26 protein-coding genes are annotated in these 21,905 nt (G+C 65.2%); 20 read left to right on the forward strand and 6 right to left on the reverse strand.

All coding sequences use genetic code 11. The features are described 5' to 3' along the window. The first annotated feature begins 15 nt into the window (after window positions 1-15). From AC0MRV_RS12720 to AC0MRV_RS12730, 3 genes are all read left to right on the forward strand, one after another. Complete coding sequence (locus AC0MRV_RS12720) at window positions 16-888, forward strand: HDOD domain-containing protein (protein WP_472764855.1); 873 nt, start codon at window positions 16-18, stop codon at window positions 886-888. A gap of 407 nt (window positions 889-1,295) precedes the next feature. After that, window positions 1,296-1,907, forward strand: a complete 612-nt coding sequence (locus AC0MRV_RS12725; RefSeq protein WP_472764856.1) for an alpha/beta fold hydrolase — start codon at window positions 1,296-1,298, stop codon at window positions 1,905-1,907. 6 nt (window positions 1,908-1,913) lie between these two features. Continuing rightward, window positions 1,914-2,267 (forward strand): hypothetical protein, encoded by a 354-nt coding sequence (locus AC0MRV_RS12730; protein WP_472764857.1) that lies wholly within the window; start codon window positions 1,914-1,916, stop codon window positions 2,265-2,267. Between the two features lie 18 nt (window positions 2,268-2,285). Here the strand turns inward: AC0MRV_RS12730 and AC0MRV_RS12735 are convergent, their stop codons facing one another. The 6 genes from AC0MRV_RS12735 to AC0MRV_RS12760 form a co-directional block, all read right to left on the reverse strand. Continuing rightward, window positions 2,286-2,900: a hypothetical protein gene (locus AC0MRV_RS12735; RefSeq protein ID WP_472764858.1), complete on the reverse strand. Its 615-nt coding sequence runs from the start codon at window positions 2,898-2,900 to the stop codon at window positions 2,286-2,288. A 78-nt stretch (window positions 2,901-2,978) separates the two neighbouring features. Further along, a complete protein-coding gene (locus tag AC0MRV_RS12740; protein ID WP_472764859.1) occupies window positions 2,979-3,272 on the reverse strand; it encodes a hypothetical protein in 294 nt (97 codons plus the stop codon). A gap of 203 nt (window positions 3,273-3,475) precedes the next feature. Further along, on the reverse strand, window positions 3,476-4,084 hold the full coding sequence (locus tag AC0MRV_RS12745; RefSeq protein ID WP_472764860.1) for a chemotaxis protein CheD: 609 nt from the start codon (window positions 4,082-4,084) through the stop codon (window positions 3,476-3,478). A gap of 7 nt (window positions 4,085-4,091) precedes the next feature. Beyond that, entirely contained in the window at window positions 4,092-5,399 is a 1,308-nt protein-coding gene (locus AC0MRV_RS12750; protein ID WP_472764861.1) for an HD domain-containing phosphohydrolase, read from the reverse strand. Between the two features lie 25 nt (window positions 5,400-5,424). After that, a complete protein-coding gene (locus tag AC0MRV_RS12755) occupies window positions 5,425-6,603 on the reverse strand; it encodes a protein-glutamate methylesterase/protein-glutamine glutaminase (RefSeq protein WP_472764862.1) in 1,179 nt (392 codons plus the stop codon). 54 nt (window positions 6,604-6,657) lie between these two features. Next, the gene (locus AC0MRV_RS12760) at window positions 6,658-7,479 is read right to left on the reverse strand and encodes a CheR family methyltransferase (RefSeq protein ID WP_472764863.1); all 822 of its coding nucleotides are present in this window, start codon (window positions 7,477-7,479) and stop codon (window positions 6,658-6,660) included. Between the two features lie 442 nt (window positions 7,480-7,921). Here AC0MRV_RS12760 and flgB point away from each other — a divergent pair, with 442 nt between their 5' ends. The 17 genes from flgB (at window position 7,922) to fliP (ending at window position 21,887) form a co-directional block, all read left to right on the forward strand. Beyond that, a complete protein-coding gene (flgB, locus tag AC0MRV_RS12765; protein ID WP_472764864.1) occupies window positions 7,922-8,305 on the forward strand; it encodes a flagellar basal body rod protein FlgB in 384 nt (127 codons plus the stop codon). Window positions 8,306-8,343: 38 nt separating this feature from the next. Continuing rightward, window positions 8,344-8,757 carry a flagellar basal body rod protein FlgC gene (gene flgC / locus AC0MRV_RS12770; protein WP_472764865.1) on the forward strand — a complete coding sequence of 138 codons (414 nt, stop codon included), beginning with the start codon at window positions 8,344-8,346 and terminating at the stop codon, window positions 8,755-8,757. A 27-nt stretch (window positions 8,758-8,784) separates the two neighbouring features. Further along, entirely contained in the window at window positions 8,785-9,129 is a 345-nt protein-coding gene (gene fliE / locus AC0MRV_RS12775) for a flagellar hook-basal body complex protein FliE (protein ID WP_472764866.1), read from the forward strand. Window positions 9,130-9,199: 70 nt separating this feature from the next. After that, window positions 9,200-10,768, forward strand: a complete 1,569-nt coding sequence (gene fliF, locus AC0MRV_RS12780; RefSeq protein WP_472764867.1) for a flagellar basal-body MS-ring/collar protein FliF — start codon at window positions 9,200-9,202, stop codon at window positions 10,766-10,768. A gap of 19 nt (window positions 10,769-10,787) precedes the next feature. Continuing rightward, on the forward strand, window positions 10,788-11,810 hold the full coding sequence (fliG, locus tag AC0MRV_RS12785; RefSeq protein ID WP_472764868.1) for a flagellar motor switch protein FliG: 1,023 nt from the start codon (window positions 10,788-10,790) through the stop codon (window positions 11,808-11,810). Window positions 11,811-11,884: 74 nt separating this feature from the next. Continuing rightward, window positions 11,885-12,469: a FliH/SctL family protein gene (locus tag AC0MRV_RS12790; protein ID WP_472764869.1), complete on the forward strand. Its 585-nt coding sequence runs from the start codon at window positions 11,885-11,887 to the stop codon at window positions 12,467-12,469. A 23-nt stretch (window positions 12,470-12,492) separates the two neighbouring features. Next, complete coding sequence (locus AC0MRV_RS12795; protein WP_472764870.1) at window positions 12,493-13,830, forward strand: FliI/YscN family ATPase; 1,338 nt, start codon at window positions 12,493-12,495, stop codon at window positions 13,828-13,830. After that, window positions 13,830-14,285, forward strand: a complete 456-nt coding sequence (gene fliJ, locus AC0MRV_RS12800) for a flagellar export protein FliJ (protein WP_472764871.1) — start codon at window positions 13,830-13,832, stop codon at window positions 14,283-14,285. Before AC0MRV_RS12795 ends, fliJ begins: the two co-directional genes overlap by 1 nt. Window positions 14,286-14,344: 59 nt before the next feature. Further along, window positions 14,345-14,953, forward strand: a complete 609-nt coding sequence (locus tag AC0MRV_RS12805; protein WP_472764872.1) for a MotE family protein — start codon at window positions 14,345-14,347, stop codon at window positions 14,951-14,953. 122 nt (window positions 14,954-15,075) lie between these two features. Further along, window positions 15,076-17,058, forward strand: coding sequence for a DNA polymerase III subunit gamma/tau domain-containing protein (locus AC0MRV_RS12810; protein WP_472764873.1), 1,983 nt, complete (start codon window positions 15,076-15,078; stop codon window positions 17,056-17,058). Window positions 17,059-17,077: 19 nt separating this feature from the next. Beyond that, window positions 17,078-17,530 (forward strand): flagellar hook capping FlgD N-terminal domain-containing protein, encoded by a 453-nt coding sequence (locus AC0MRV_RS12815; protein WP_472764874.1) that lies wholly within the window; start codon window positions 17,078-17,080, stop codon window positions 17,528-17,530. A 49-nt stretch (window positions 17,531-17,579) separates the two neighbouring features. Next, window positions 17,580-18,452: a flagellar hook-basal body protein gene (locus AC0MRV_RS12820; protein WP_472764875.1), complete on the forward strand. Its 873-nt coding sequence runs from the start codon at window positions 17,580-17,582 to the stop codon at window positions 18,450-18,452. Window positions 18,453-18,486: 34 nt separating this feature from the next. Then, window positions 18,487-19,053: a flagellar basal body-associated FliL family protein gene (locus AC0MRV_RS12825; RefSeq protein WP_472764876.1), complete on the forward strand. Its 567-nt coding sequence runs from the start codon at window positions 18,487-18,489 to the stop codon at window positions 19,051-19,053. Between the two features lie 51 nt (window positions 19,054-19,104). Then, entirely contained in the window at window positions 19,105-20,154 is a 1,050-nt protein-coding gene (locus AC0MRV_RS12830) for a flagellar motor switch protein FliM (RefSeq protein WP_472764877.1), read from the forward strand. A 16-nt stretch (window positions 20,155-20,170) separates the two neighbouring features. Next, the gene (gene fliN / locus AC0MRV_RS12835; protein ID WP_472764878.1) at window positions 20,171-20,428 is read left to right on the forward strand and encodes a flagellar motor switch protein FliN; all 258 of its coding nucleotides are present in this window, start codon (window positions 20,171-20,173) and stop codon (window positions 20,426-20,428) included. Window positions 20,429-20,430: 2 nt separating this feature from the next. After that, window positions 20,431-20,979: a FliO/MopB family protein gene (locus AC0MRV_RS12840; protein WP_472764879.1), complete on the forward strand. Its 549-nt coding sequence runs from the start codon at window positions 20,431-20,433 to the stop codon at window positions 20,977-20,979. After that, on the forward strand, window positions 20,976-21,887 hold the full coding sequence (fliP, locus tag AC0MRV_RS12845) for a flagellar type III secretion system pore protein FliP (RefSeq protein ID WP_472764880.1): 912 nt from the start codon (window positions 20,976-20,978) through the stop codon (window positions 21,885-21,887). The genes AC0MRV_RS12840 and fliP overlap by 4 nt, the downstream gene beginning before the upstream one ends. The last annotated feature ends 18 nt before the right edge of the window (window positions 21,888-21,905 follow it).

A 21,905-nucleotide genomic window follows, 5' to 3' on the forward strand; every position in this document is an offset into this window, starting at 1 on the left:
CATCTTTCCGCAAACATGAGTCTGCCCTCCCTGGATCAAGTCTGCGAGCGCGCCCTCAAGCTGCCGTGCTCGCCCTCTCTCATGCCGCGACTCATCGCGGCGTTGGATGACCCGGAGACGGGCATCGAGGAGATCGGCGCCATCATCCAGATGGACGCGGCGCTCGCGTCGTCGACGCTGCGGCTGGCCAACTCCGCCTACTTCAGCAGCGGAGGACAGGTCGACACACTCAACGGCGCCTTGATGCGTCTCGGCGTGCGCGAGATCTACCGCCTCAGCGCGCTGGCGCTGGTCGGTCGTTGGTTCAACCAGGAGATCGACGGTTACGGCTGGCAGCAGGGCGATTTTTGCCGCCTCTCGCTGGTCACCGCGGTGGCCGCCGAATACGTGGCCGAGTCGACCCGACTGGTCGAGCCCGGCACGGCCTATGCGGCCGGCCTCGTGCACGAAATCGGCAAGATGGCCGTGGCGTATTCATGCGCCGAATACTTTGGCGACATTCGCACGCACCAACGTGAAAACGGCGTGCCGTGGGCGGACTCGGAATCGGCCATCCTGGGCTACAACCACATCGCCGCGGGCGCGGAACTGCTGCGCCGCTGGAACTTCCCGGCCAACCTCATCGCCCCGGTGGAGCACAACCCGCCGACGCGTGACGTGGCGGAGGCTGACATGCCGCTGGTCATCGTGGTGCACGCCGGCAAATACATCGCGACCTCGATCGGCGCGGGTGTGGCCGAGGACGGCTTCCTCTTCGAACTCAAGGCCGACCTGCTCGACGAGTGGAACCTCGGCGCCGAGGTGTTGGAGAAAGCCTTCCCGATCGTGGTCGAGCGTTCCGAGCGCATGCTCAAGGACCGCATGACGACCGGCGAGATCGAGCTCTAGGCTCCGGCGAGGCACGGTGGTTTTTCTTACAGAAGGCAACGAAGGGAAACGAAGCCGGTAGGCTGGCGGAGAGGCACGGTGGTTTTGGACCACAGATGACACAGATGGGCACAGATGGATTGATCCGGTGCCAAGGTGGGCGCCGACGTCTTCGGCGGCGTTGGTCGTCGGAGTGGTGAATCGCCTTAACCGCAAAGGACGCATAGGGCGCAGTAGTTCGGCCGCGTGATGTAGCAACAAGGGCCAGACCTTGTGTCCGACCGCCGTTGGACGGAGTAGCGGTTGCCGCGCCGCGTTTCGACGCAAGGTCGAACCCTACGAGGGGCTGAAGTCACTGACGGATACAACGCGGGGAGCTGTGCACTGGGTTTGACCGGGAGGGTGCCCGCGTTCATCCACCAGCGAAGATGATTCACGTTTTGCCAGGTATGGGTGCCGACCATCGGATGTATGCCGGGCCTTGGTTGGACTTGCCGGATGCGCGGTTCCTCGACTGGTCGATTGATTCCGAGTGCACATCGATTGCCGGTTTGGCGCGTGAAATCATCGCGATGGCTGAGATTGGGAAAAGGGACGCGTTGATCGGTTCGTCCTTGGGCGGGATGGTGGCCTGTGAGATCGCCAAACAAGTGGCAGTGGACCGGTTGTTTCTGATCGGCAGCGCGGTGAGTCCGAACGAGATCAGCGGCTTTTTGCGTATGCTGCACCCCTTGGTCGATCTGACTCCGTTGGCGTTTGTGCAGGGTCTGAGCGGCAAGCTGCCTTCGGAAATTGGTAACATGTTCAGCGAGGCGGACCCTACTTTCGTGCGCGGGATGTGTCGCGCAGTCTTCACGTGGGACGGCTATGAAGCGAGCGCGACGCCGCTTCATCGCATTCATGGTCGGCACGATCGCGTGATCCCGCCGCCAGCATCAGGCGCGACCTTGTTGGATGGTGGTCACCTCATCGCCATGAGCCACGCAAAGGCCTGTGTGGAATGGGTGAGCGATATCCTTGAATCCGTGAACCGAAAATAGACCCAGATGCCGGACGAGACGTTGCGACCGGTGAGTGGAAAAGGAGAAGGGCTGAGCGCTTGGCCTTTCCTGTTGAGTGGTGGTTTGATGTTGCTCGCCGGGTTGGCTCTCGTGCCGGTCGCGATCATGGCGTTGGCGGCACCGGACCAAACGGACGAGTATCGCCGGGCAGTGCTTTGGTGGATTGCTTCGTGTTCCGCAGTTCCTGTGACCTGGCTCTGGTCTTTCGTCCGTAGTCAGGACGAGCGCAAACGCACGCCTAGTCGCCGTTCGCGGATAGTGGTTTTCGGCGTGCTCCCGTTCGTCGCCTATCTCGTTCCGTTTCTGTTCGGAATAGTGCTGTCCTACCTCGGATGCTGAATAATCGCGGCGGTGCGCTCACCGGCACTCGAAGCACCACTGGTGCGGTGGCTTTAAAGGCTCGAAGGGGAAGATCGGCGCGTTCTCCAGGTCTCGGGTCTGTAGATCGGCTTCCTTTGCAAGACGTTCGATTCGGCTGACTAACCATGCTCGTTCACTCTCGAAGTTGGATGGGCGGGCTGGATTGGCTTCGAGCGCTTGCAACGTGTCGAACGCTTGTTGCCGCAGTAGTTGCAATTCCGCCAAACGCCGCGGGCCACGTTTGATGTAGTAGTATTCGAACCACTCGTGGTAAGCGGCGAATATGGCATCGAAGAGGCGTTCACCGCTGCTTTGGATCAGCACCTCGATTGCTCCGCGTTTTTCGCCGCGGTGCGAAATGTCGGTGAGACTGAACCTCACTCCCCGATGCTGGTTCGAGACCAGATGCCGAAGGTCTTGGTCCAAACTTGGCAGAAGGATGCGGTCCCAGAACGCCTTTGATTCCATTTCCCTTCTAAAAACGTCGGCGCTGGGAAACGAGGTCCGGATGGTAGACTGGGATGGATCAATCAGTATTCGCGCCCAGTCGGGCTTCTTGATGAGAAAGTAACCCCGGTATCCGGTTGATGGGAGCGTCCAAATGAGCGCCATAAGCGCGACGGCGCAGATCCAATTCAGTAGGATGGGTCTCATCCGTGTGTTCTGGGACGCATTTCGAAGGGGTGCAGTTCACACCCGTTCCACCGGCTTGGCGCGGGCGAGGCGGGATTCTTCGTCGACGACTTCGGTTTGATCCTGGGGCGGCTGCGGAGGGCGTGGCGGAGCCGAGGGGCCGCGGCGGCGGAAAGGCGCGGTGAGGATGAAGAGGCCCGTGGCGATGAGCACAAAGAGGAGGATCGGCAGGATCAGCGCGGCGCCGAGCGCGACGACGGCAATGCCGACGACGAGTGTGAGCAGGATGGCGGCAGCGCGGATGAAGGGGTTGCGCGCGCGCGGTCCGTGAAAGGTGAACTTCAAACCCATGCGTGCACCTTAGCGGATCACACGGATTCGGCCACTACGGAATCGGCGGGGGATTGGAATGCGGGCGAGCGGCGGACACGGATTTCTCACCCTAAGATCGCGAAGGTCGGAAACGCGGAGGACTTTGCGACCTTCGGGCAGAACCCCATATTCGCAGCGGACGGCCCGGCGGTCCGTCCCTACCTGTCAGTCGGTGGCGACCCTCAACCCAGACGGTGCTGGATGTCGCGGCCGGGGAGTTTGAGGCTTACGACGCCGGTGGCGATGTTGAGGTGGACCGTGCGGTTCACGTTGCCGCCGAGCTCCTCGTAGGAGGCGCGCAGGCCGTAGAGGGAGAGGAGCTTGCGAGTGGTGGCGATGTTGCGTTCGCCGATCTTGAACTGGTCGGGGCCGTTCAAGACACAGGCGCCGCCGGCGAGCAGGATGTTGACGCGCTGGCGTTCGGCGCGAATGCCGCGTAGCGAGTTGAAGAGCATGGGGATGCCGGTATCAGCGAACATGGCCGGCTTCTTCTGGGCGCGGTCGGGTGACAGGGTGGAGTCGGGCAGCATCAGGTGCAGCAGGCCGCCGGCGCGGGCGACGGGATCGAACACCACCACGCCGACGCAGGAGCCGAGCGCGAAGGTCGAGAGGGTGACGTGCTCCACGTTGGACACGGCCATATCACCAACGCCGACCACCACGCGCTGCGCGAAGGATTGGCTGCGCGAGGTGCTGGGCGACCCAAAGCTGCCCATGCTGGGCGCCGGGACTTTGGGTTTGGGCGCGGCGAAGGCGCCGAAGACGTCGTTGATGCTAGCTGAGCCGGCCATGAATAACTCAGTTGTAAACCAGCAGACGCTGGCTGATGGGGTTCACGTTGTGGTGGTTCCGCAGCTTGGTGATCATGGCTTCGCTGAGCGCCTGGCCTTCGCTCACGAGGAGCATGCCGTGGGGGCTGTAGAGTCCGCTGGCGAGCACCATGCCGGGTTGGAGTTCGGAAAGCAGGACCTCGCGCACGACGCGCGGGAGTTGGAAGCTCTCGGTGACCTTGAGCACGAGGCGCACGGCCTCGGGGTCGAGGGCGCGGCCGCTCTCGGCGAGGATGGCCTCGGCGGCCTTGGCCTTGGGCAGGCCGGTCTCGACGAACCATACGGCGGCGGCGAGGCAGCGGGCCACCCAGGGGATGTGTTCGCCGGCGATGCCGTCGGGGAAACCCTTGCCGTCAAAGCGTTCGTGGTGGGCGCGGATGATCTCGCCAACCATTGGCCGGGCGTCGACGAAGGAGGCCAGGGTCTGGCTGTAGACCGGGTGGTGGGAGATGATGTCGCGTTCGCGTTCGGAGAGTCGTTCGGGGTGCTGGCGGAAGGCGCGTATCACCTCACGGGATACGCCGATGAGGCCGAGGTCGCAGAGCCAGGCGGAGGTGCGCAGCACGTCCTTTTCCTCATCCTCGAAGTGCTCGGTCTGCACCATGAGTTGCACGAGGTCGACGAGGGCGCGGGTGCGGCTGCCGAGGAAGGGGTCGTAGGTCGCGAGGATGCGGCTGCAGAGCTCGAGGGAGTGCTCGTAGCGTTCGGCGAGATCCTTGTTGGCGTCGTCGAGACTGCGGTTGGCGGTGTCGAGAGCCTTGACGCGGTCGGCGAGGCGCTCGTTGGCGACGGAGAGCTCGGTGTTGAGGCGTTGGGATTCCTCCAGCAGGCGCGTGTTCTGCTCGATGAGTTCGAAGCGCTGGCGGGCGTTGTCGACCGTGGCGATGAGTTCCTCGCGCAGCCAGGGTTTGGCGATGAAGCGGAAGATCTCACCGCGGTTGATGGCGGCGACGACGGTGGGTAGCGAGAGGACCGCGGTGATGAGGACCCGGGAGGCGTTGGGCTGCATCTCCTTGCAGGCGACGAGGAACTCGAGGCCCGTCATGTCGGGCATGCGGTGGTCGGAGATGATGATGCCGAACTGCTGGTCGCGCACGAGCTCAAGGGCGCGCAGGGGGTGCTGGGCGGTGGCCACGTGGTAGCCCTCGCGCTCCAGCGTCTCGCGCAGCGCGATCAACGCGGCGGCCTCGTCGTCGACGGCGAGCACGCAGCGACTGAGGTCGGCGGGAGACTTGACGGTGGCGGGTTCGGGCATGGCGGTGAGCGTGGCGGGCACGAAAAAGAGGGCGGCGGGCGAGCGGTCAGACCGTGGCGGCGGTCAGGTGGCGCTGCACCGGTTGGTCGAGGAGATTGAGGAGGTGGCGGGGGATCTGGCCGAGGCTGACCTGGGCTTCGGAACCGCCCATTTCCCAGGCCGCGCGGGGCATGCCGTAGACGACGCAGGAGGCCTCGTCCTGGGAGAAGGTGCGGGCGCCGTGTTGGCGGAGAATGTGCAGGCCTTCGGCGCCGTCCTTGCCCATGCCGGTGAGGATGCCGCCCACGGCGTAGGGACCGACGGTGTCGGCGATGGATTTGAACAGCACGTCGACAGCCGGGCGTTGGTGCCAGACCATGGGGCCGGAGACGATGCGGGCGACGTAGCGCGCGCCGTTCCAGCGGAGGGTGAGGTGGTAGTTGCCGGGCGCGACGAGGGCGAGGCCAGGCGTGAGCACGTCGCCGTCGCGGGCCTCGCGCACCTCGAACTTGCAGGTGGCGTTGAGGCGATCGGCGAAAGCTTTGGAAAAGGTGGGCGGGATGTGTTGCACGATCGCCATCGGCGGGATGTCGGCGGGCAACTGGGTGAGCACGTCGCGCAGCGCTTCGGTGCCGCCGGTGGACGCGCCGAGGAGGACGAGGCGCTTGGGGTGGTGTTTGCGCAGAGCGGGCACCACCTGGAGCGGCGGGGCGACGACGGTGCGAGGCGGCTTGGGCGTGGGCGCAACCGCGGCGGGCGCGGGAGCCGGCCGGGGGATGGGGGGCGTGCTGTGGGTGGCACCGGCGGGAGCGGGCGTGTCGTGAATGTCGGCGGCGGGACGCGGGCGCGAGGCGGCGGCGGCGCGGATTTTTTGCACGAGTTGCGGGCCGAGATCGCCGATCGAGTAGGAACCGTTGGGTTTGCCGAGAACCTCGACGGCGCCCAGGCGCAGGGCTTCGAGGGCGTGATGCGAACCGGTCTGGGTGAGGGAACTCATGATCACCACCGGCAGCGGGCGCTGCTGCATGATGATGCGCAGAAAGGTGAGGCCGTCCATGCGCGGCATTTCGAGGTCAAGGGTGATGACGTCGGGCTTGGTCTCGAGGATCTTGTCGCGGGCGAAGTAGGGATCGACGGCGGTGCCGACGACCTCGATGTCGGCTTCCTTGGACAGGACATCCTGGACCACGCGGCGCACGACGGCGGAGTCATCGACAATGAGGACGCGAATGGGACGATCAGACATGAGAAACAGAGGAGGGGGCGGAGTGGGCGCGCGGGGAGGGACGGAGCGGGGCGATCAATCGGGTTTGCGATAAGTCGCGGGCGCGACGGCCTTCAGTTTGTGGTTGATGGCGGTGAGGCTCTCGGAGTGTCCGACCATGAGATAGCCGCCGGGCACGAGCAGGTTGGTGAGCCGGTTGATGAGTTCCTCCTGAGTGGGGCGGTCGAAATAGATCATCACATTGCGGCAAAAGATGACGTGGAAGGGCTCCGCGTAGGGCACCTTGCTGTCGAGGAGGTTGAGTTGCCGGAAGGTGATGCGTTTCTGCAGGGTGGACTTGATGCAGTATTTGCCGTCCTGGGGGCCGAAGCCGCGGAGGAAGTAGCGGGCCACGAGCGGGCGCTCGATGCGGTCCACGACGTTGGCGTCGTAGATGCCCTGTCGGGCCCGCGCGAGAATGCGGTGGGAAATATCGGTCGCCTCCATGCGCCAGCCCCATTTGTCGCGGGCCTCGAGTTCGGCGAGGGTGATGGCGAGAGAGTAGGGCTCCTCGCCGGAGGAACTGGCGGCGCTCCAGATGGAGAGGTGTGGCCAGTTGGCCTGGCGGGCGCGTTCCCGCAGCTCGGGCCAGGCGCGGTCGCGCAGGAAGTCGAAATGGGCCGGTTCGCGGAAGAAGAAGGTGTGGTTGGTCGAGATGACGTCGATGAGATGCGACAACTCATCGTTGTCCGACTGGCCCTGCAGAAAGCGGCAGTAGTCGGTGATGGTGGCGATTTTGGTCGCCCGCAGGCGCTTGCCCAGGCGCGCGGAAACGAGGGCCTTCTTGTCGGGTCCCAGGTTGATGCGGCTGTGGCGATACACCAAATCGCGGATGAATTCGTAATCAGTATCGAGCATACTTGATCAGAGGCTAATTCGGCGCGTGCGGGGCGGACTGAAGGGGGAAACGAGACATGGCCCAAAATAGCTAGAAAGTGGGGGCCTGGCGGCGGGGGCGAAGCGGGCGCAGGCGGACTCGGTAACGTCGCCTCCTGGGTGAGCCTCTCCGGGTCTGGTGGGGGCCGCGGCGACCTGCAGTTGGAACCGGTGGCGGGGAGGGGCGCTCAGAAATTGTCACCCATTGGGTGACAATTTGGTGTTGGTGCTGCTGGCGACGGAGGTCTTGGCGGTTCGTGCAGGGAGAGACGGGAAAATCTTGCCGCCGGGCAGCGGAGGAGGGAGGCGGCGAGGGTGCAGTTGAGGGCTTGGGATATTTGAGAATTTTTTAAGTAAATGGTAATGGGCAACTAACGTCGCACATCTTTGCGTTGGCATCAGGCATGCAATCTCGGGCGACGCCATGATCAGTCCCGTATCGCAATCCACCAATTTCGCCCTGGCCGCCAAGCTTCTCGACGCGTCCGTCATGCGACAGGAAGCGATCGCCACCAACATCGCCAATGCGGAAACCCCGGGCTTCAAACGGATCGACCTGAATCCTGACTTCGCCCGCGAACTCGAGAGTCGCCTCTCTCAAGGTGCCAGTCCGAGCGCGCTGCGCAACATCCGCATGAGTCTCGAGGTCGACGAGAACGCCCGCACGATGCGTTCCGACGGCAACACGGTCGAGGTCGAGAAGGAGGTCCTGGAGATGAACCGCAACACCGTGGCCTACGAATTCCTCACCGACTACGTGAGCGGCAATTTTAAGGCCCTCAAATTCGCCATCACCGGCCGCGGCTGATCACGCGCCCCACCGCAGCCCTTTAAGCCCTCAGCACCATGAACCTGATCTCCGGAGTCGACGTTTCCGCCAGCGCCCTCAACGCCCAACGCACCCGCCTCGACATCGTCGCGCAGAACATCGCCAACGCCCACACCACCCGCGGTCCCGACGGCCGCGCCTACCAGCGCCAGGTGGTTTCCTTTGAGACTGAGATGATGAAGAGCTCCCTCGGCGGCTCTCTTGCCGGGATCAAGATCGCGGGCATCAACCGTGACCCGACCCCGGGCCAGCAGGTCAACGACCCGCAGCACCCGGACGCCGACGCCGACGGCATGGTCACCATGCCCAACGTCAACCTCGCCTACGAAATGGTCGACCTCATCACCGCCTCCCGCGCCTACGAGGCCAACCTCTCCGTCGTCCGCAACGCCAAGCAAATGGCAATGAAGGCCCTGCAGATCGGCCGCTAACCGCCACCGCCTTAAGTCCTTTCCACCATGTCGCTCATCAGCTCACTCGGATCCATCGCCGGCGGTTTCCAAACCCGCCAGCCGACCCTCACCCGCATCGACACGCCGCCGGCCCCCGGGCTGCGGCCGTCGGCTCCGGCGAGCATCCCCGGCGACGATACCGCCGCCTCCTTCGGCAAGCTCATCGACGCGGTCGAGTCCAAGCAGCTCGAATCCGCCGCCGTCGCCCGCGACGTGATGCTCGGTCGCTCCGACCAGATTCACCAGAGCGTCATCGCGATGCAGGAAGCCTCCGTGTCCCTCTCCCTCATGGTCGAAACCCGCAACAAACTCGTCGAGGGCTACCAGGAACTCATGCGCATGCCGGTCTGATGCCCGCCACGCCCACTCCCTTCACCGCTCGACTCACTTTGCCTGATTTCACTCCCCATCGCTCCAATCGATGAAGTCCTTTCTCAACTCACTCCTCGGCCTTTGGAAAGAACTCGGCGTCAACCAACGCGTCTCGATTGTGGTCGCCGCGGTCGCGGTGATCGGCGGGCTTACCGCGCTCACCGTCTGGTCCAACCGCCCCGATTACCAACTGCTCTTCGGCCGCCTCAGTGAAAAGGACGCGGCTTCCATTGTATCCAGTCTGCAAGGACAGGGCATTCCCTACGAGGTGTCCAACGGCGGTTCCGCCGTCTACGTGCCCTCCGAGCATGTGCACCGCCTGCGCATGGACCTCGCTTCGCGCGGCCTGCCTTCCGGCGAGGGCGTCGGCTTCGAGATCTTCGACAAGAACCAGTTCGGCCTCTCCGACTTCATTCAGCGCACCAATTACCTGCGGGCCCTGCAGGGCGAACTCGCCCGCACCATCGCCCAGCTCGACGGCGTGCGGTCCGCCCGCGTCATGATCGTGCAGCCGGAAAACCGCCTGCTGCTCACCGAGCAAGGCATCCGACCCAGCGCCTCGGTCTTCCTGGAGGTTTCGACCAACCGCCTCGACACCGAAGCCGTCAATTCCGTCCGCCACCTCGTCGCCAACTCCGTCCAGGGCCTGGAGCCGGACGAGGTGGCCGTCATCGACCAAAAGGGCCGCGTGCTTTCCTCCGAACTCGAGGAGGATCCCATGCTCGCCAACGCCTCCTCGCAGATCCGCTATCGCCAGCAGGTCGAGGACTACTTCGCCAAGAAGGTCGAAAGCATGCTCAAGCCGGTCGTAGGCGAGGGCAACGTGGTCGTGCGCGTTTCGGCCGACATCGACACCGAGGCCGCGACCCTCACCGAGGAACGCTACGATCCCGAGGCCCAGGTCGTGCGCTCCCAGACCGTCACCGAGGACACCAACAATTCCCAGGAGGCCCGCGCCGGCGGCAACGTCGTCGGCATCACCGCCAACACCCCCGACGCCGGGGGCGCCCAAAACAACGGCGGCGGCCCCACCTCCGTCAACGAGCAGTCGCGCACCACCCGCACCACGGCCTACGAAATCAACCGCGTGCTCACCAACATCACCCGCACGCCGGGCACGGTGAAGCGCCTCACCGCCGCCGTGTTTGTCGCGCCGCTCGCACCCGACGCCGACGGCGCCCCGGTCACCCGCACCGAGGAACAGATCAACGAACTGCGCCGCATCGTGGTCAACGCCCTCGGCCTGCGCGCCGAGGAGGGCCAGAACCTCGACGAGCTCGTGACCCTCACCGAAATGCCTTTCGCCGCCTCGCCCATCGTCGAGGAGGTCAGCCGCATGGAGCAGGTCACCCGCCTCCAGCCGCTCATCGATCTCGGCATGCGCATCGGCGGCTTCGCCCTCGCGTTCTTCCTCATGATGATCTTCTGGCGCCAGCTCAAGAAGGCCCGCCCCGAGCCCGTGCCGCTCGAAGTCCTGCGCTTCGCCGAGGAGGCCAAGGCCAACGCCAGCAAACCCGGCGTGCTCACCCCCGAGATCCTCACCGAACTCATCCGCCAAAAGCCCGCCAACGTCTCGACCGCCCTCCGTGACTGGGCCGGTTCCTCCTCGAAGAACTGACCCCTGACTTTTGTCCCCCATGGCCGACATCGATTACAGCAAACTCAACAAACAGCAGAAGCTCGCGCTCTTCCTCATCGTCATTGGACCGGAAGCCGCCGCCGAGGTCCTGCGCGAGTTCGACGAGGTGGAGATCGAGGCGCTCTGCCGCGAGATGAACCAGTTCACCATGGTCTCCGACGAGGTGCGCGCCCAGGTCTCCGAAGAGTTTTCCACCGTTGTCAGCAAGAGCGTCATCGCCACCCGCGGTGGCCTCGAATACGCCCGCGAAACGCTCACCCGCTCGCATGGCGACTACAAGGCCAACGCCATCCTCGGCCGGGTCGGTCTCGCGCCCACCGGCACCACCGTCGACATGGTCAACGACCTCGGCGAGATGGACGCCCGCCAGATCTTCAACCTCATCAAGAGCGAGCAGCCGCAGACCGTTTCCTTCATCCTCTCCTACCTGCCCGGCAGCAAGTCCTCCGAGGTCTTCAGTCTTTTCGGGCCCGAGCAACGCGAAGAAGTCCTCGAGCGTCTCGGCATCATCGAGAGCACCTCCGTCGAGCTCGTCACCAAGATTGTCCGCAACATCGGCAAGCACTTCGACAAGAAGACCCAGCCCAGTTACCACAACAGCGGTGGCGTGCGCGCCGTCGCCGACCTCCTCAACGGCCTCGAAAAGGAAACCTCGAAAAACCTTCTGGGCCGCCTCGAGGAGCGCAACCCGGCCCTCGGCTCGGCGATCCGCCGCAAGCTCTTCAGCTTCGACGACCTCAGCCGCCTCACGCCGTCCGACCTGCAGCGCGTCCTGCGCGAGGTCGAGTCGTCCAGCCTCGCGGTGGCGATGAAATCCGCCCCCGAGTCCCTCCGCGAAAAGATCTACGGCGCCATCTCCAAGCGCGCCGCCGAGTCCCTCAAGGACGAGATCGATATGCTCGGCCCGGTCCGCGTCAAAGACGTCGAGACCGCCCAGGACGGCATCATCCAGATCGTCCGCCGCCTCGAGGAAGAAGGCGCCATCGCCACCGACGGCGCCGACGCCGCCGTCGTCGCCTAACCCGCCTGCGGCAGCAAATCCCAATCACCAAATCCTAAATCCCAGCTCCCAGCGACCAGCCCCCAGCTCCCACCATGTCCACCTCCACCCTCATCCGCTTCGACCGACCGCTGCGCGGCGCCCGCATCAAAGGGCAGCTGCCGCCGGTATCGCATGAGGACATGGAGAAGGCGCGCACCGAGGCGTATCAGGCCGGCCAGGACGCCGCCCGCCGCTTCGCTGACTCGCAAATGGTCGAGATGCGCTCCGATCTGCAGGAGCTGCAGGACGGTCTCTTCAATGCCGTGCGCGACCTCGAACCCGCGCTCGTGCAACAGGTGCGCGAGGCGCTGCCCGAGCTCGTGCTCGAGGCCACCCGCCGCCTGCTCAACAATTTCGAACCCGACGCCGAGCAGGTGAGCGCCATCTGCCTCGACACGCTCGAGCAACTCTATCCCGAGACCAACGGCCTCGAGCTGCGCCTCAGCTCGCACGACGCCGACCAGCTCGACCAACTCAACCCCGACTGGATGCGCCGCTACCCGGACCTGCGCCTCACCCGCGACAGCCACCTGCGCCCCGGCGACTGCGTGGTGCACAGCCGCTTCGGTGTCACCGACGCCCGTCTCGACGCCAAACTCGATAACCTCGCCCACGAACTCACCAGCGCCAACGGCTGAGTTTCTTTTTCTTTCCGCCTCCCATGTCCGCCACGCTCAACAAGACCGCCGATCTCCGTGTGTTCGTCGACGCGCTGCGCACGCAAGTGAAGCACGCGCCCGTATCACGCCGCGTCGGCCGGGTCACGGGCGTCACGGGCCTGGTGATTGAGTCCGACGGTCCCAACGTCGGCCTCGGCGAACTTTGCCGCCTCTCCTCCGATCGCGGCGACTTCAGTGTGACGGCCGAGGTCGTCGGGTTCCGCGGCGAGCGCGTGCTGCTCATGCCGCTCGGCGAGACCAGCGGACTCCACGCCGGCTGTGAAGTCACCGCCTGCGATCGTCCGCCGTTGCCCAAGCCCGGTCCCGGTCTGCTCGGCCGCGTGGTCGATGCGCTCGGCAAACCATTCGATGGCCTCGGTGCCATTCCCACCATGCGCGGTGACGCCGCCGCGGCCAACGTGCCGCACCCGCTGCGCCGCCAGCGCATCAAGTCGCCGTTCGTCACCGGTGTCCGTGCTTTGGATACGTTCACGCCCATGGGCAAAGGTCAGCGCGTGGGCATCTTCGCCGGTTCCGGCGTCGGCAAGTCGACCCTGCTCGGCATGATCGCCCGCAATTGCGAGGCCGATGCCGTGGTCATCGCGCTCGTCGGTGAACGTGGTCGTGAAGTGCGCGAGTTCATCGAAAAGGATCTCGGCGAAGCCGGCCTGGCCCGTTCCGTCGTCGTGGTCGCCACCTCCGACACCCCGGCGCCGCTGCGTCTGCGCGCCGCGTTCACCGCCACCGCCATCGCCGAGCAATTGCGCGACGAGGGTAAGAATGTTTTGCTGCTCATGGACTCCGTCACCCGCTTCGCCATGGCGCAGCGCGAGATCGGCCTGGCCATCGGCGAGCCGCCGGCCACCCGCGGTTACACACCCTCCGTTTTCGCCATGTTGCCGCGCCTGCTGGAGCGCAGCGGGGCAGGGGAGCGTGGTGCCATCACCGCGCTCTACACCGTGCTCGTCGAAGGTGACGACATGAACGAGCCCGTGGCCGACGCCGTGCGCGGCATCCTCGACGGTCACGTCGTGCTCTCGCGGGCGCTCGCCCACGCCAACCATTTCCCCGCCATTGATGTGCTGGAAAGCGTCAGCCGCCTCGTCGGCGACGTCTGTGCACCGGAGGATCGCGACGCCGTTTCCAAGGCCCGCGAGCACCTCGCGGTTTATCGCAAGAACGAAGATCTGATCACGGTTGGCGCCTATCAGAAAGGTGCCAATCCCGGCCTCGACGCGGCCGTGCAACGTCAACCCGGCATCGTGAAATTCCTGCGCCAAGGCGTTCACGAGCACACCGAGCGCGACGCGTCCTTCACTCAACTCAAGGAGATCCTGTGATGAAGCGTTTCAGCTTTCCCCTCAAAGCCGTGTCCACCGTCCGCGTGTGGAAAGAAGCCAAAGCCCGCGAAGCCCTCGCGGTTGCCGTGCAAGCCTACGTCGATGCCGAGGAGCACCTCGCCGAACTTCGCCGCGAAGCCGATGAGCTCGAAGGCATCGTGCGCCGTGCCCGCGAGAACCATTTCAAGCCGGCCGACCAGGCCGCCTTCCTCCACGCCTACGGCATCGCCGCCAACGCCATCATCGAAGGTGAGCGCGGCGTGGCCGAAGCCAACGAAGCCCTCGAATCCGCCCGCGCCGATTGGCGCGACGCGCGCGCCTCGCTCAAGGCCGTCGAATCCCTCGAAAAACGCGCCCGCGAGCGCCACCGCCTCGAAAACGTGCGCGAAGAACAGGCCGCCCTCGATGAGCGCGCCTCCGCCCTGCACGCCCGCGCCGGCGGGTTCTATTCCTGACCCAGCTGTAGCCGGGGTCGCCGACCCCGGTTCTCCCCCGATTCCTCCCCCCGTTCCAAATGAAAAAACTCTTCCCCGCTCTCACGATCCTGATCGGCGCCGGCATTGGACCGAGCGTCGGCCTCTTCGTGTTTGTGAAGGGGGCCGCGCCCTACATCCGTGAGGCGGCGGCCGCCCAGCACGACAAGGTGGAGGCCGTGATCATTCCCAAGAAACCGTGGGACTTTTGGACGGTCGAGATCGACAAGCTCTCCGATGAACTCGAGGCGAAGCTCAAGAACCTCGCCGATCGCGAAGCCGATCTCGTCGCTCGGGAAGCCCGTATGACCGCGGCCATGGAAGAGCTTAAGCAGGCGCGCGCCGAGATCGACGCGCTGCGCGACCAACTCACCAAACACGTCGGTCAGCTCAAGGAGTCGGAGATGAAGAACATCCGCTCCCTCGCCGCGACTTACGCCGACATGAAACCGAAGGCCGCGATTCCGCTCATTCGCGAGCTCTCCGACGACACGATCATCAAGATTCTGGCCGTCTGGAAGCCCGACAACGTGCGCCCGCTGCTCGACGAGATTTCCAAGAACGCCGCCGCCGATCCCGAAATGGTGCAACGCGCCGGCCTCTGGTCCGAACGCCTGCGCCTCCTGCCGCGCGACCCCGTCAAAGGCTAGACTCCCTTTCCCTCCACAACCTTTCCCCCTGGGAGCCACGGACGGCACCCGCGATTTGCCCAAGATGGGCCAAGCCATGAATGAATTCGTCGTCCACTCCCTCCTTGCTGCCGTTCGGTCCCATGCCGACGGCCGATGCCAGCGCCGCCGCCAACGGTAAGGTCCTCTTCAACGGAACGCGCGGCGACGCGGCGATGCTCGCCGGTTTCGGCCCGGTGCCCGCAGGCCTGGTCTTCGAAGGCCTGGTGCCGTTGCAGACCACGCCGGTTTCGGCGGACACTCAGGCGGTCGTCGCCGCCATCCTGAACGGCTCGCCCGCCGCGGGCACCGCTGGCGAAGGCGACGTCATGGCGGCGCCTCAGCTCGAGCAATCGGCCCCCTGGTCGCCGCGTCCGCCCAAGGCGACCGACACCCGGCCGCTGCCGCTGGTGTCGGGCGAGTTGCCCCTGCCGGTCGAGAGCGAGACCCCGGTGCTCGTCACCGAGCTCACCGTGCCGGCTGAATCGGACGAGCCGACGGAGATGCCGAGCACCAAGGGCGAGGAGCCCGCCCAGATGGTGTCCCGTCCGCAGCAAACGACCGTCGCTTTACCCGCTGCTCCGGTTCCGACGGTGGTCGCGAACGCCAACGCTGGTGACGTTGCACCGTTGACCACCGCTGAACCCGATGAAACCGGGGACGCTGCCTCTGGACGCGTTGTCACTGCGTCGCCGTCCACTTCCATCGCCAAGCCGGCCTCCGTGAGGCCGGCCCCAGTCAAGCAACCTGCTGGTGCCGGGGTCGTTGACCCCGGTCGCGATGCCTCGCCATCGACCACCGCAAGCGCAGTCTCACCGAGGCCGGCGACCATCCAGCACTCCGCTGGTGTGGAGGTCGTTGAAACCGGTCACGTTGCCTCGCCGTCGACCACCACGACCACCGCGGCCTCTCCGAGGCCGGCACCAGCCCGGCACCCCGTGCTGCCCACGGCTACCGAGGGATCTGTTGCTGCCGACCTCGTTGACTCCGGTCCCGCCACGACGACTTCAACCGTAACCACCACGCCGGTCTCAGCACCGCCGCCAACAGCCCAACAGTCCGCGCCGTTCACTCCACTTCAGCAGTCTGCTGTAGCCGGGGTCGTTGACCCCGGTTCCGACGCCACGCCATCCCCGTCCACCGCGGTGCGAACCTCCCTGCCGGTTCAGCAGGCTGCCAACAGGGCCGCAGCCACCCCGTCTACCACCGCCCCGGCGCAAAGCCCGGCGGCGCCGCAGCCGGTGGTCGCTCAGCAGACCGCGGTCTCCGCGACGTCGAGCTCCGCCTCCGTCGCCGCACCGGCCACCCCGGTCCCGACTTCCGCCGCTCCGATCAACGCGACCGGCGCCGTCTCCGCTCAGGCCGTTTCGGCTCCGACCGGGGCGGGCCTCAATGCGGACCGTGATGCCGATGCCGAGGCTGACTCCGACTCCGCCATGCCGCGCACGGCAGATGTTGCCGGGCTGGTCGACGATGCCCCCGCCGTGGCCTTGCCCCAGCAGCAGGCCGGATGGAAAAAAATATTATTAAATGCTTATAAGCAACGGGTTAAACCTGAGTCGGAATCAGTTGGCATCAAAGATGCAAAACCCGACGGCATCATGCCTACTCTGCTGACCACACCGTTCGCCACCGTCGAAACCACGGCGGCTGCTGCCCCCGCCACGACGGCGTCGTCCAGCATTCCGGCAGAGTGGGCGGAGAAGCTCGCGCAACTCACCGCCCGCGCCGATCGCCTCGCTCCGGCCCGCCTCGAAGTGAGCCTGCCGATGGACGGTGCCGCCGACCTCCGCGTCCGGGTCTCCTGCCGTGGCGGTCGCGTCTCCTGTGAGTTTCAAAACGTCTCGACCGAGATGCAGAACGTCTTCCTGCGCGACTGGCCGGGCCTCGCCCAGCTCTTCGGTCGTGACAACGCGCAGCTCCGCATCGAGCAGCCGACTTTCGTCAACCTCAACGATCCGCAGGACCGTCCGGGGGGTGACCAGTCCAACCGCCGTCAACGCGACGAGCACGCCGCCCGCGATGAGGACGAGGCCATCGCCGCGTTCTTCGCCGCCCAACGCCAGACCAAGCCCCGCGCCGCCTAAACCCTCAACTTCCGTCGCCATGCCCTCCGTCAATTCCACCACCTACCTGCCGGCCGCCGGGATGAGCCCTGCGGATACCGGACCGACCCGCGCGCCGAAGCAGGTGCTCGGCCAGGAAGACTTTCTCAAGCTGCTCACCGTGCAGATGACCAAGCAGGACCCCATGAAGCCGATGGAGGACACCGCCTTCATCGCGCAGATGGCGCAGTTCAGCTCCCTCGAGCAGATGAACTCGCTCACCAATGACTTCGCCATGCTGCGGGCCGACCAGCAGATGACCACCGCCGGCAACCTCATCGGCCGCGAGGTCACCATCGATGACGGCGAGTCCTTCATCACCGGCACGGTCGAAGCCGTCGATTCCTCCACCGAGGACGGCGCCACCATCGTCGTGAACGGCCAGAGCTACGACCTCTCCATGGTGCGCCGCATCACCACCCCCGGTGCCCCTGGCGCCAATGACACTCTCTAAAACCACCACCACTCAACTCATCCTTCCCACCGCTTAACCACCACCGACCATGTCTCTTATCGGCACTCTCACCTCCGGCGTTTCCGCCATGCGCAGCTTCACCAAGGGCCTCGAGGTCATTGGCAACAACATCGCCAACGTGAACACCACCGGCTACAAGGCCTCGACCGCCTCCTTCGCCGACAGCTTTTCCAACACCCTGCAGGGCTCCTCGCCCTCGTCGGGCACGTCCTCCAACACCGCGGCCGTTCAAGTGGGCACGGGTGTGAAGGTCGCGTCGATCAGCTCCCGCTTCACCCAGGGCGCGCTCACCACCACCGGCAGCGGCACTGACCTCGGCATTTCCGGCGCCGGTTTCTTCATCGTCGAGAATCCGGTCAATGGCGACCAGTTCGCCACCCGCGCCGGCAATTTCCGCACCGATGACCAGGGCTACCTCGTGACCGCGCAGGGCTTCCGGGTGCAGGGCCTCACCGGCGGCACCTCGCTGGCGGCTCCCGGCACGCTCGGCGACGTCCTCATCGGCGCCAACCCGCCCGCCGGTGAGACCCTCAAGTCCTTCGCCATCGATAAGCTCGGCAACATCCAGGAGTTCTATTCCGACGGCACTTCGGTGATCACCAACCGCGTGTTGCTCCAGAACTACAACGACCCGAGCGCCCTGCAGAAGGAGGGCGACAATCTCTTCTCCGGCTTCGACGCCGCCGGCATCGTCGGCAACGACCCGATGGACGGCACCACCAACGGCCCGGGCGAGGGCGGTCTCGGTTCCATCCAGGCCGGCACCCTCGAGCTCTCCAACGTGGATCTCACCGAGGAGTTCGCCAACATGATCACGGCGCAACGCTCCTTCCAGGCTTCTTCCCGCCTCGTCACCGTTTCCGACACCGTGCTCGAGGACATCGTCAATCTGAAGCGGTAATCCCTGATCCGCCTCCAACCCCCGCTGTATTCCCATGGCCGATACACCCGAAGCAGCCGCCCCCGCCGCCGCGGCGAAGGGCGACAAGATGCCGTTCATCTCGCTGGTGCTGGCGCTCGTGCTCGCGCCCGCCATCACCTTTGGCGTCGCCAAGTTTGTGCTCATCCCGGCCCTCAAGGCCGAGCTCAACCCCGACGCGGCGCACGGCGAGGAACACGTCGCGGAAGCCGAGGAAGGCCACGGTGAAGAAGGCGGCGGCCACGGCGGCGGTCACGACGAGGAAGGCGAAGCCAAGGGCGACGCCAAGTCCTACGCCTTTGAGAACATGGTCGTGAACCTCGCCGGCACCATGGGCACCCGCTACCTCAAGTGCTCGTTTGTGGTCACCGGCCGCGACAATGGCCTGCGCTCCGCCTTCGACGCCCGCAAGGTCCAGCTCACCGATGTCACGCTCAGCGTGCTGTCCTCGCTCTCCCTCGTCGAACTCGAGGAAGCCGGCGCCAAGAACCTCCTGCGCGAACGCCTGGTGAACTCCTACAACCAGGCGCTCGGCAAGGCGCTCGCCGAGCAGGTCTATTTCTCGGACTTCGTGATCCAGTAAGGCCGTCTTCGCGTCCTTTCACCCGCAACCCCTCAACTTCGCAGCATCTCCATGGCAGACGACGAAGAGAACATCCTGGCCGGCGATGGCGGAGAGGCCGACAACCCCTTCGACATCCTCGACCAGAGTGAGATCGACAAGCTGCTCAACTCCTCCGAGGTCGTTGAGGAGCAGATCATGCTGCGGGCCGATGGCACCCGGATCAAAGGGACGTCTCTGCCGAAGGTGGAGGACTACGACTTCCGCAACCCGGTCTTTCTCACCGAGGTCGAGCTGCGTCGTCTGCGCCTCATCCACGAGGAGTTCATCCGCTACCTACAGGCCCGACTCTCGCTGGTGCTGCGCATGGAGTTTTCGCTCAAGATGGCGAAGCTCACGACGCTCACCTACACCAAGTTCTGCGAGTCGCTGCCCAACCCGACCCACCTCTGTCTCTTCAAGGTCGACCCGCTCACCGGTGTCGGCGTGCTGGATTTCAATACCCGTCTGGCCCTCACCGTGGTCGACCGGCTGCTCGGCGGCCGCGGTCACTCGGTGAAGGCCGAACGCTACCTCACCGAGATCGAAATCTCCCTGCTTGAGGACGTCATCAAGGAGATCCTGGACCAATGGTGCCACCAGTGGAAGTGGGACAAGGAGATGCACCCGCACCTCATCGGTCACGAGACCAACGGCCGCTTCCTGCAGACCTCACCGCGCGACGCGATCGTGCTGCTCCTCACCATGGAGGCGGCCTTCGGCGACTGCTCCGAGCAGATCACCATCGGCGTCCCCTACTACATGATCGAGCCGATGGTGAAGTCCATCCAGGCGCGCCGCGCCAAGGATACCGCCCCGGTCACCGTCCACATTCCCGACGCCATGTCGCCGCTGTGCGAGCACATCACCATGCCGGTGCAGGCGGAGTGGCCGGCCTTCGAGACCTCATTGCGCGAACTCATGGCCCTGCGCCCGGGCGACCTGCTGCAACTCCCCACCGCCATCACCGAGGAGACCCGGGTTTCCCTCAACGGCACCAACAAGTTTATCGGTCAGGTCGGCCTCGAAAACGACCGCGTGGCCGTGACCATTACCAAAAACCTACCTTCTGAGGAGCCCTGATCCCATGCCTGGAACAATGGATGACAAGACGTTCGATCTCGTGTTGGACGTGAAAGTGAAAGTCACGGTGCAGCTCGGCCACTGCCAGCTGCCCATGCGGGAGGTGCTCGACCTCGCGCCGGGCGCCGTGATTCAGCTCAACCAGCACGCGACCGACCCGGTCGGCCTCTACGTGAACGACAAACTCATCGCCTACGGCGAGGTCGTCGTCGTCGAGGAAAGCTTCGGCATCAAGATCACCGAGCTCGTCGGTTCCAAGCCCTCCGCTTCCTGAGCGTGCGCGTTCTTTCTCCAGTTTTTCGTCGCTTTACCAGCGTCACCCGCTGGCTGCTAGTGGTAGCCGGCTGCACTGGATTGGAGCTGGTGCAGCCGGCCTTGGCCGCTGATCCGGAGACCGCCCCCGCGACCGCGGAGGAGGCGGCATCCGACCAAACTTTCGGGGAGCCTGCCAGTTCCCCTGCTGCCGAGCGCGGCGGCGACACCGTCCTGTATCCGATTGATGGAGACTCTCGGGTTCTGGGCGGTGCCGCCGCGCCGGCGGACCAAATTTCAACCGGCTGGCTCCTGGCCGGCGTCGTGCTGGTGGGAGCCGGAGTGTGGGTGTGGTTGCAACGCAACCGTCTCGGCAAACTTTCGGGCGGCAAGAAACTCATCGACATCGAGGAGTCCAGGTCGCTCGGCAACCGCCAGTTTCTCGTCGTCGCTTCGTGCGACGGCCGTCGCTTTCTGCTCGGGGTCTCACCCGGCCAGATCAACACGCTCGCCGACCTCGACGACCTGCCCACCAGCGCGGCCATCGTGCCGCCCCCGGAGGGCTCGGCATGAGCACGCAAGGTAGGGCGCGACCGCTGGGCGCGCCGCACGTTGCCTCTCCGGCGCGCCCGGCGGTCGCGCCCTACCTGCTCCTGGTGCTGTTGTTGGCCTGGTTGCCTTGCGGTGTCTTTGCCCAGCAGGCCCAACCCGCGGCCAACGAACCGCCGACGGTGACCTTTGAGGAACCGACCGCCGGTCAGCGCGCCGCCGCCGATGCCCCCGATGCGGCGGCCAGCGGCGGCAATCAGGGCATGTCGCTCAACATCGGCTTGGAAGGCGAGGGTGGGGCGGGCAACGTGAGTGTCACCGTGCAGCTCGTGCTGCTCATGACGGTGCTCACGCTGGCGCCGTCCCTCATCATGTTGATGACCAGTTTCACCCGCATGGTGATCGTGCTGGGTTTCGTGCGCACGGCCATCGGGGTGCCGAGCGCGCCGTCGAACCAGATCGTCATCGGCCTGGCCCTCTTTCTGACCTTTTTCATCATGGGCCCGGTGCTCGAACGCACCTACGACACGGCGCTGGAGCCCTACTTGAACCGCGAGATTTCCTCCAGTGAAGCGATCGAGCGCGCGTCGATCCCGATGCGCGAGTTCATGCTCAAGCAAACGCGCACCCGCGACCTGGAGTTTTTCCTCCAGCTGGGGCGCTTCCCGCCGACGCGGGTCGATGAACTGCCCATGCGGGTGGTGATTCCGGCCTTCATCGTGAGCGAGCTGCAGACCGCCTTTCAGATGGGGTTCCTCGTGTTCCTGCCCTTCCTCATAATCGACGTGCTGGTGTCGTCGGTGCTCATGTCGCTCGGCATGATGATGATGCCGCCGGCCATCGTTTCGCTGCCCTTCAAACTCCTGCTCTTCGTCCTCGTCGACGGCTGGCACCTCGTCGTGCAAAGCCTCGTCCAAAGTTTCGCGACCTAGGCGCGCTCCGCGCGCCAT

This window comes from Actomonas spartinae (genome assembly GCF_051209155.1).
Taxonomy (GTDB): domain Bacteria; phylum Verrucomicrobiota; class Verrucomicrobiia; order Opitutales; family Opitutaceae; genus Actomonas.